Annotated in this window: 11 protein-coding genes; 9 read left to right on the top strand and 2 right to left on the bottom strand. The window is 68.3% G+C overall.

The features are described 5' to 3' along the window. Positions 1 to 111: 111 nt before the first annotated feature. Both AB0395_RS28485 and AB0395_RS28480 read right to left on the bottom strand, forming a co-directional pair. Complete coding sequence (locus tag AB0395_RS28485) at positions 112 to 654, bottom strand: flavoprotein (protein ID WP_366286097.1); 543 nt, start codon at positions 652 to 654, stop codon at positions 112 to 114. Next, on the bottom strand, positions 654 to 2,066 hold the full coding sequence (locus AB0395_RS28480) for an XRE family transcriptional regulator (protein WP_366286095.1): 1,413 nt from the start codon (positions 2,064 to 2,066) through the stop codon (positions 654 to 656). The genes AB0395_RS28485 and AB0395_RS28480 overlap by 1 nt, the downstream gene beginning before the upstream one ends. Positions 2,067 to 2,417: 351 nt before the next feature. Between AB0395_RS28480 and AB0395_RS28475 the strand changes: the two genes are divergently transcribed. The 9 genes from AB0395_RS28475 to AB0395_RS28435 all read left to right on the top strand — a co-directional run bounded on the left by AB0395_RS28475 (position 2,418) and on the right by AB0395_RS28435 (position 9,433). Next, on the top strand, positions 2,418 to 2,714 hold the full coding sequence (locus AB0395_RS28475; protein ID WP_366286092.1) for a hypothetical protein: 297 nt from the start codon (positions 2,418 to 2,420) through the stop codon (positions 2,712 to 2,714). A 258-nt stretch (positions 2,715 to 2,972) separates the two neighbouring features. Then, entirely contained in the window at positions 2,973 to 3,704 is a 732-nt protein-coding gene (locus AB0395_RS28470; protein ID WP_366286089.1) for a GntR family transcriptional regulator, read from the top strand. 111 nt (positions 3,705 to 3,815) lie between these two features. Continuing rightward, complete coding sequence (locus tag AB0395_RS28465) at positions 3,816 to 4,277, top strand: plasmid replication, integration and excision activator (protein WP_366286087.1); 462 nt, start codon at positions 3,816 to 3,818, stop codon at positions 4,275 to 4,277. Beyond that, positions 4,274 to 4,606: a hypothetical protein gene (locus tag AB0395_RS28460; protein WP_366286084.1), complete on the top strand. Its 333-nt coding sequence runs from the start codon at positions 4,274 to 4,276 to the stop codon at positions 4,604 to 4,606. Before AB0395_RS28465 ends, AB0395_RS28460 begins: the two co-directional genes overlap by 4 nt. 88 nt (positions 4,607 to 4,694) lie before the next feature. Further along, entirely contained in the window at positions 4,695 to 6,134 is a 1,440-nt protein-coding gene (locus AB0395_RS28455; protein WP_366286081.1) for an FtsK/SpoIIIE domain-containing protein, read from the top strand. After that, a complete protein-coding gene (locus AB0395_RS28450; RefSeq protein ID WP_366286079.1) occupies positions 6,134 to 6,316 on the top strand; it encodes a hypothetical protein in 183 nt (60 codons plus the stop codon). The genes AB0395_RS28455 and AB0395_RS28450 overlap by 1 nt, the downstream gene beginning before the upstream one ends. Next, entirely contained in the window at positions 6,313 to 8,073 is a 1,761-nt protein-coding gene (locus tag AB0395_RS28445) for a replication initiator (RefSeq protein WP_366286077.1), read from the top strand. Before AB0395_RS28450 ends, AB0395_RS28445 begins: the two co-directional genes overlap by 4 nt. Further along, positions 8,073 to 8,252 (top strand): helix-turn-helix domain-containing protein, encoded by a 180-nt coding sequence (locus tag AB0395_RS28440; RefSeq protein ID WP_366286076.1) that lies wholly within the window; start codon positions 8,073 to 8,075, stop codon positions 8,250 to 8,252. Before AB0395_RS28445 ends, AB0395_RS28440 begins: the two co-directional genes overlap by 1 nt. Further along, positions 8,252 to 9,433, top strand: a complete 1,182-nt coding sequence (locus AB0395_RS28435; protein ID WP_366286073.1) for a site-specific integrase — start codon at positions 8,252 to 8,254, stop codon at positions 9,431 to 9,433. Before AB0395_RS28440 ends, AB0395_RS28435 begins: the two co-directional genes overlap by 1 nt. Positions 9,434 to 9,449 lie beyond the last annotated feature (16 nt).

Genomic DNA, 9,449 nt, shown 5'->3' with positions numbered 1-9,449 from the left:
GGGTGACGCCAGCTCGCGGACGCTCACCGCGGCGAGGCGGCGCGCAGCGCCGCCTCTTGATACCCCACAAGAACAATTCGGCAGTGTCCGCGCTACGGAATCCGGCCTCGTTTATCGGGGACGGTGCTGCTCGATTTCCTTCAAGGCCAGAGCCCATGGATAGACGTCCAGGATGTCGTCTCCGGTGCCGGGCGGGTGCGGCTCGAACTGGCCGGGGCCGAGCAGGACGGGGATGCCTTCGGCGCGCAGGGTTTCGACGCTTCGGCGGAACGGGGTGCGGGAGGCGAAGGCGGTGTTGACGAAGGGCAGCACGACCACGGGGATGCCCAGGCCGGGGGCTTCGGCGAGCAGGCCGAGAGCGTAGGTGTCGGTGATGCCCTGAGCGAACTTGTTGATCGTGTTGTAGGTCGCGGGGGCGACGATGATCGCGTCAGCCCGTGGGGGCCTGGGCTCGTGCGGCTTGCGGTACTGGCTGCGCACCGGGCGGCCGGTCTGCTGTTCCAGGGCGGGGACGTCGATGAAGTCCAGGGCGGGCGGAGTGGCGACGACCTGGACGATCCAGCCGGCATCTTGGGCGAGGGCGACCAGGCGGCCGACGTCGCGGGCGGCTCCCGCAGCGCACACGATGACGTAGAGGACCTGGCTGGGCTGCATCAGGCCACGACTCCCAGGGATGTGGCGTACTCGCGGGCTTCGCGCCGGAGGCTGATCGGGGCGGTGACGGTGAGATCGCGGACGAGACGAAGAGCGGCAGGTCGACCCGTGACCTCCTCGGCGGCGATCTGTCCAGCGGCGCGCAGGACCTGGAGAGCCTTGTCGTGCTTGCCGCACATGAGGAACGCCTGGGCGGTGTCGATCAGGAGGGTGCCCTTGCGCTCGTTGGTGGACAACCTGTCCAGGTCGATCTGGCGGGCGTGGTCGATCGCGGTTCCCGCGTCACCGAGCCGAAGAGCAACGTTGACCCGGTGGCACAGGACGTTGGACGGGCCGAACGAGGTCCACTGGTGGTTGCCGTCGTAGCCGAGTCGCCGGGCCGCCTGGGCGGCCTCGTCGAGCAGTTCGACGGTGACGTGTCGGTTGCCGGTCTGCGCGGCGGCGACGGCACCGCTCAGCAGCAACGATCCGTAGATCGACAGCTCGTCGCCGGAAGGCTGTTTGAGGTCGGCGTCCATACGAGCGGCTGCGGCGTTGGCGGTGCTGATGGCGACCCTGTGGTGTGCGCCGTCCATGAGAGCGCGGGTGATGACCCGAGAGCTCGATCCGATCGCCAAGGGGCTCTGGCTGGCATGGGCGGCTAGGACGCTGCGGTCGGCGGCGAGCCAGGCCAGGCCCTTGTTCTCCTGCTTGAGCAGGATGGAGGCCGCGATGTGGTGTGCCTCGGCCGACAGGGCGTGCGCTCGTAGCCTGTCGTCACTGTCCAATGTGGAGCAGGCGGCGCGGAGGGTGCGGATCAGGGACGGTAGCCCGGTGATCACCTGGGAGTAGCGGCTGGCCTGGTAGCTCCGTTTGGCTTGGGCGACCATGGCGGCGATCGACGTCAGGTCCGCGGGGCCGTCGATGAGGCTGGAGTGTTCGAGCAGTGCGACGGCGAGATCGTCGACGTCATGGCCTACGTACTGGGATGGCTCGGGCTGGTGGAGCACCGCGCTGAACAGGGCGGCCCCGGTCAGCCCGACGAACTCACGGCGTCGCATCTCACCCTCGTCCTCCCCGTAGTCGGCGAGATCCACAGTACGGGGCTCGGCCGCCAGAGCGTCAGGCGCAACGAGGTGATCGTTCCGGACCGAGATGCTCACGGCTGCCTTGCGGGCCTCGTCGCGTACGGCTCGGGAAAAGCCGAGCTGCTCCGGGGTCAGGCCGGTGAACTGGGTCAGAGCCAGGCGGTAGAAGGTGCTGGGCCATCTGACCTCTCCGGTCTCCCACCGGCGGACTCGCTCCTCATCGCAGGTCAGGCGTTCAGCGATGCCGATCGGGGTGGCGTTGATCTTCTCGGCCACCTCAAGGCGGGTGAGCCGCTGAGCGTTACGCCATGCCCGCAGCTGAACATTCGGGGCCTTGTTGGGCATTTCCTGCCTTTCCGCTCGGCGGGGGGAGTCAAGAGGGGAGCTGGAAGGGGGCCGGGCAGGGGTCCTGTCGAGCTCCGATTGCCGGTGGACTTGTCATCAAGCAACCACGCTACGTCAGCCCGCCTTCCGCCGCAGGGAGTGCGGATCGAATGTCGAGGAGATGGCGACGGTGACCCGGCCAGACGAGTCCAGCGAAGAAACCCCCTGCCCCTCGTGTCGAGGGCGGGGAACCAAGTTCCGCAGCTCAAGCCGTGCCCTTCTCATCGGTGAGAGCGGCGGTGACCACGAGACGTACGGAGAACAGGAATGTCTCGACTGCCTCGCAAGCGGCCGGGCCGGAAGGAGCGTGACATGACCCCGTCTCCCCAGGCCACCGTTCCCCCGCAAGCACGTCCTCCGGATGAGCAGCACAGTGAAGCCCTCCTGCTCACTCTGCTGCGAGATGCGTTGCTGCTGCTCGGGGTGCGGGCCGAGCTGCGCGACAACGACAGCGCGCTGATGATCGTCCGCCCTGGGGTGGGGATGCCGGTGTGGGTGTTCGTCGGGTACGGCGGCGCCTACTTCTCCTGGCAGTCGGCGGAGAAGCGCCATCCGACGAGCGATCTGAAGGGCGCGGCACAGATCTTGGCCGCCTACGTGGGCCAGTAGACGGGCGCGGCGGGGCAGGGATCCCTGGTCGGAGGGGTCTGGGGTGGTCCCCTTGCCTCGTCGCGCCTCCCACCGTCCCGGCAGACAGCAGAGCGGACGCATGTGGCCCACCCCGGCACCGCATGCCCTTTCCCCCGCGCCTGTCTGCCGGGACCTTCCTTTTCTCCAGCCTCTCCCTCCTCGAACGCGTGACAGGGGAGGAAAGCCAAGTTACGCTCTAGCTTGGTAAAACAACCTGTTGGGTGATGGACGGTCGTTATGTCGCTAGAGTCCGTACCACCGAAGTACGCGCAACTTGTCCAAGCGCTACAGCGGCGCATCGAGTCGGGGGACTACCCTCCGGGCTCCCTGCTGCCCAGCGAGAACCAGCTCATCAACGAGTTCGGCGTCTCCCGGCCCACCGTGGTCGCCGCCCTACGCGTGCTGCGCGAACAGGGGTGGATCGAGTCCCAACAGGGCAAGGGCCGCTTCGTGCGCGGTCGCCCGGTGACGGCTCCGGTGGAGCGGTCTCGCCCCGGGCAGGCATATCTGACCAGCCCGGAGACCGCCTCTGATGGTGAGGTGGTGGAGGTGGCGGCGCTGGCCGTACCTCAGCGGATCGCCACGCTGTTGGGCATCGCACCGAAGGGTAAGGCGTTCCTACGGCGGCGGCTGATCAGCCGGGACGGTGAGCCCGCCGAGATCGTCTCGGTGTGGGTGCCGTTGGAGCTGACCGAGGGCACCGACCTGACCAGTGCCGACCTGCTGGCCGAGGGGCTGGGCGAGCATCTGCGCTCCCGCAAGGGGGTGCGGTTCGATCACATCGTGCAGCAGGTCACCGCACGCATGCCCACCCCTGAAGAGGCCAAGCGGCTCGGCGTGCCGAAGAACACACCGCTGTTGGGTGTCTATGCCGCAGTGCGGGACGCGGCCGGTCAGACGTTGGCCGTGGCGGAGGTGCTGCTCCCCGCCGATCGCCACGAGCTGGAGGACGTCTATCCGATCGGATAGCAGAGTCTCACCACGCGAGCCCGCTTAGGTACTTGACCTACCAAGCGGGCTTTCTTATCCTCGAATCACATGACAGGTTAAGTGACTGTCAGACAACAGAGGAGCGCCATCATGGCTCTGCAAGGACCCATCCCCGTCGCCTTCGACATGGTCTTCCCACACGGCTGCTACGTCGTCGGCGACGTCGAGCCCGTCAAGGACTTCGACGCCTCCACCAACGGCCGATTCGTCCAGTCCCGCGACAAGAACACCGGAGACCCGGTCTGGCAGGTCGCCGTCATGGACGCCGACCCGACGGTGAAGGCCGGACAGAAGACCATCGCGGTCAAGATCCTGTCCACCGTCCAGCCGGTTCCCCCGGCCCCGCTGCCCGACTCGCCCTTCACCCCGGTCGAGTTCGACAACGTCACCGTCACCCCCTACGTCAACGGCGCCGGACGCCTCGCCTACTCGATCAAGGTCCGCGCCATGCGCGCCCCGCGTAGGACCACCATCCCGGCCAAGCACGCCACCTCGGCGTCGGTCTCGGCCAAGGACGCCACCACCACGAGCAGCAAGGAGATCGCAGCATGAGCGCCCGCAACGACTACCGGCCCTACACCTACGTCACCGCCTCCATCCACGACGGCAACACCCAGCTCGAGGTGTCCTTCCACACCGCCGAGTTGTCGGTCATGGCGCTGACCGTCCAGGGCATCCGCCCCTACTTGTGCGTCGGCAGCGCCGAGGGTCAGCTGTCCATCTCCACCACCGGCGGCGGCCCGGTCACCTCCGCCGACCTGGACCTGGCCCGCCAGATCGCCACCGCCGCCACGCGATACCGGGACGAGTGCGAGCGGCTCTACGCCGTCCAGGCCATCGTGCCCGCACCCTCGCCCAACCGGGACGACGACCCGGCCTGAGCAACGTAAGCGGGGCCGCTGGAAGTTGCAGCTCCCGGCGGCCCCTCGGTTCTCCCCAGACTCCACATCAAGGAAGGCCTTCAGCCTAATGTTCAAAAAACTGCCCGGCGACGAGGCACAACGTCTCGTCTCCACCACCCCTGACACGGCCGTGATCTTCCGCCCGGCCGTGGTCCGCACCCCGGCCCTGGTGACGCTGGTCGTCTTCGCCTGGCGGCTGCTGGCCGGGCTGGTGCGGCTCATCTGGCGCCACCCGATCGCCTCTGCCGTCACCGCGCTGCCCGGAGTGATCTGGACTGTTTACGGCTGGCCGTACGGCCTCGCTACCGCTGCTCTGCTCCTGACCGGGCCGACCGGGTGGGCACTGGTGCACCGTGCCTCGTTCCTGCGCCTGATCGGCTGGCGACTGCTGGCCTTCTGGCGGCTGATCTGGGTCTACCGGCGGCACTGGCAGCCGGTGATGACCATCTCCGGCCTGGCCCGGCAGGTCAGCGGACGCGACTACCTGCCTCACCTGCTGGCCGTCTCTTGCACTTCGTGGGCCGACCTGGTCACCGTCAAGATCCTTACTGGCCAGGCCGTCACCGACTGGGCCGACCGTACCGAACACCTCGCCCACGGATTCGGCGCCGCCTCCTGCCGGGTCACCATCACCCGGTCCGGCCGGCTCTTGCTCACCTTCCCCCGCCGCGACCCGCTGGCCGTTCCGCTGCCCGCCCTGCCGATCCCGGCCGTGACGTCGGTAAGGCCGGTGGAGATCGGCCGACGTGAGGACGGCACCCCATGGCGGCTCAAGGTCCACGGCACTCACGTCCTGGTCGCGGGGGCCACCGGCTCGGGCAAGGGTTCCATCATCTGGTCGGCGATTCGAGGTCTGCTGCCCACTGTTCGTGCGGGCCTGGCCGAGATATGGGCGCTGGACCCCAAGCTCATGGAACTGAGCTTCGGCCGGGACCTGTTCGGCGATCGCTATGCCGCCTCTCCGGAAGCCTGCGTCGGCCTGCTGGAGGCGGCGGTGAAGGTGATGCAGGAGCGGGCCGGACGCTTCGCCGGAGTCCGGCGCAACCACGTCCCCACTGTGGAGGATCCCTTCGTCCTGGTCGTGGTGGACGAGGTGGCCTTCCTGACCGCCTACCAGCCCGACAAGGGGCTCCGAGTGCGCACCATCGCCGCCCTGGCCACCCTCACCACCCAGGGCCGGGCGGTCGGTGTCGGCGTTCTCGCTGCCCTCCAGGACCCGCGCAAGGACGTGCTGACCATCCGCAACCTGTTCCCCGACAAGATCGCCCTCCGCCTCGACGAGTCCGAGCAGGTCGACATGGTCCTCGGCGACGGCGCCCGCGATCGGGGCGCGCTGGCCGACCACATCTCCCCGATCCCCGAGCAGGGCGCGGGCATCGCCTACGTGCGGCTGGAGACCTCGCCCGACCCGATCCGCGCCCGCGCCGCCTACGTCTCCGATGACGACATCCGCGACATGGTCGCCGTTTTCGGCGCCGACACGCTGCCGCTGCCGGAGGTGGCCTGATGCGAATCGTCTTCCACGGCTCCTGGGCCGAACTGAGCGCCTGCGGCCTGCTCGACCTCACCGACGCTCCGATCCCGCCGCGTCTAGTGCTGGTCAATCTCCAGCTCTGCAAAGACCCCTACGGCGACGCCTACCGGCTGCACGCCGACATCCTCGACCCGCACTGGAAGGAGGCTCCATGACCCACCCCGCCCACCCGTCCGCCCCCACACCCCCCAACGGAGCCGACCGCACCCTTCCCCGCACCATCCGCGACACCCTGCCCCTGGCCCTCGACGTCGCCATCGAGGTCGCCAAACTCAACGGCGTCTGCATCCGCCCCATCGAACTTCGACGGTTCGACACCCACACCGGCACCAACGAACCGTTCGACATCCCGTGCGGCACCACCAGCGAAGCCAAGTGCCCACCCTGCGCCCAGCGCAACAAGCAACTGCGCAAGGCCCAGTGCCGCGAGGGCTGGCACCTCGCCACCGAGCCGATCGCCGAGCCGCAGCCCAGCACCGCCGATCAGCGGTGGTTGATCGAGTTCCGCGCCGACGTCCAGGCCAAACGGGATGCCGCCGAGCGTGATGGCGAAGACCTCACCGACTGGGACGAGGCCATCACGGGCATCGACGCGGAGATCAACGCCGCCGGAATGCGCGGCACCGTCACCGGCGGCCGATCGACTCCCCGCCGTTCCCGCTCCACCCGGCGCCGTCAGGACGCTCCAGATCTGCCCAAGCGTGCCCGGCAGAACACGACCCTGGGACGGACCTTCGTCACCTCGGACGGGCGGGTGTTCCGGCCATCGCTGTTCGTCACGCTCACCCTGCCGTCCTACGGCAAGATCCGCTCTGGTCAGGGCGTGCCCGTTGACCCGGCCAGCTATGACTACGCGGCGGCGGCCCGCGACGCGCTGCACTTCTCCAAGCTGGTGGATCGGTTCGTGCAGAACCTACGCCGGGTGGCGGGATATGACGTGCAGTACTTCGCCACTGTGGAACCGCAGAAGCGGTTCGCACCGCACCTGCACATGGCGATCCGCGGCACCCTGCCCCGTGCGGAGATCAAGGCCATCGCCGCGGCCACCTACCACCAGGTGTGGTGGCCCGCTGTGGATGAAGTCCGGTTCGAGGGCGAGCACCTGCCCATCTGGGACGAGCGAGATGAACAGGCCGAGCCGTACCCGGATGGGCAAGCCGGCGACTACCTCGATCCGGCCACAGGGGAGCTGCTGCCAACCTGGGAGGAGGCCCTTGACCGGCTCGACCAGGACGAGGACGCTGAACCGCTGCACGTGGTGCGCTTCGGTGCCCAGATCGACGTGCAGGGTCTCCTGGCCGGTTCCCCGGACGCCCACAAACGGATCGGCTACCTGACCAAGTACCTCACCAAGAGTTTGGGCGACCCCCTCGACCTTGATGAGGACGAGCAGGAAGAAGAGGCCGGTCCGGCTCGTGCGGCGATCAACCAGGGCCGCCGAGACCACGCCGCCCGCCTGGTCGAGGCGCTGCGCTACGAACCCTGCTCACCGACCTGCGCCAACTGGCTGCGGTACGGCATCCAGCCCAAGGAGGCCAAGCCGGGCATGATGCCAGGCCGGTGCCGCTCCAAGGCCCACAAGGGCGAACACCTCGGCTACGCCGGACGCCGCGTGCTCGTCTCCCGCAAATGGTCGAACAAGACCCTGCGCGACCACAAGGCCGACCGTCGGGCCTGGGTGCTCGACATGCTCGGCCTGCCCGACGACGACACCGCCACCGACCCGCACCGCTACATCTGGAGACCGGTCTCCGCCAAAGACCCGACCCGAACCCCCTTGGCCGTACGACTGCTGCGCGGGGTGGCCAACCGGCACCGCACCAGAGCACGGCTCGACGAACTGCGGGCCAGAGCCGACGGCAGACCCCTCACCAACCTTTCGGCAACTACGGCACTGGGGGAGGCAGCCTGATGAACGGTCCCGTCCTCTCCGTCGAGGAAGCCGCCGACCAGCTCAGGGTGAGCCGCTGGACGCTCTACAAGTTCATCCGCTCGGGCCAGCTCAAGTCGTTCAAGGCCGGTCGGCGTCGCCTCGTGCCGGTCTCCGCGATCACCGAACTCGTCGATCTCCTCATGGAAGAGGCCGCCTGATGACCAAGACCCCGATCGGCGCCTCCGACGAGGAGCCGCGCAAGAAGAGCCGCCGCAAGCGGGCCAACAACGAGGGCACCGTCTACCAGCGGGCGGACGGCAAGTGGTGTGGACAGGTCTACGTCCTCACCGCCGACGGCACGGAGAAGCGCAAGACCGTCTACGGCAGGACCGCCGACGAGGCACGGGCCAAGATCCAAGAGATGCAGATCAGGTCTCGCCGGGGCGTGCCTGCAGCCGACCGGGCCTGGAAGGTCGGGGAGTACCTCGACTACTGGCTGAACGACGTCGCCCGTCACTCGATCCGCAAGACGACCTTCGCCAAGTACGAGACGATCGTCCGCCTCTACCTCAAGCCGGGGCTCGGCCGGAAGAAGCTCGACAGGCTGACCGTGGCGGAGGTTCAGACGTTCCTCAACGCCAAGATCAACGGGGAGGAGCACGCCATCGGGACCGTTCACGTCATGCGCAACGTCCTGAGCGCCGCCCTGACGCGGGCCATGCGGGAGGAGATCATCTCGCGGAACGTCGCACGGCTGGCGACTCTTCCGGCAGTTGACTCCCAGCGCAACCAGCCGTGGAGCGCCGACGAGGCGAGGGCCTTCCTTCGGGTGGCGCGCTTCGACCCGCTCTATCCGGCCTTCGTGCTCCTGCTGCTGTACGGCCTGCGCCGTGGCGAGGCTCTCGGCCTGCGCTGGGTCGACGTGGACTTCGACGAGGGGCACGTCAGCGTCCGCCGTCAGCTCGTCCGTGTCGGCAAGGAGCTGCACCACGGGCCGGTCAAGACCAGGGCGGGGAACCGGTCGCTGCCACTCCTCGGCGTGGTCCGTGAGGCGCTGGAGATCCAGCGCGACGGACAGGAGATCCTCAGGCAGGAGGTAGGCAAGGGGTGGGCGGACACCGGACTCGTCTTCACCACCCGGTCGGGGAAGCCCATCGAGCCGCGCAACCTCGCCCGGTCCTTCGCCCGGATCGTGGAGAAGAACGACCTGCGGTCGATCCGGGTTCACGACCTGCGGCACACGGCAGCCTCGCTGCTCAAGAAGCTCGGGGTCGCGCCGCGTGACGCGATGGAGATCCTCGGGCACAGTCGCATCTCGGTCACGATGGAGATCTACACCCACGGGGACGGCGAGAGTCGTCAGGACGCCCTCAGGAAGGTCAACGGGCTGTTCGAGTGAGGCCGTTGCAGTACCC

It is taken from the genome of Streptosporangium sp. NPDC051023, assembly GCF_040689595.1.
In the GTDB taxonomy this organism is placed as follows: domain Bacteria; phylum Actinomycetota; class Actinomycetes; order Streptosporangiales; family Streptosporangiaceae; genus Streptosporangium.
This window is presented reverse-complemented; position numbering and strand designations above follow the sequence as displayed.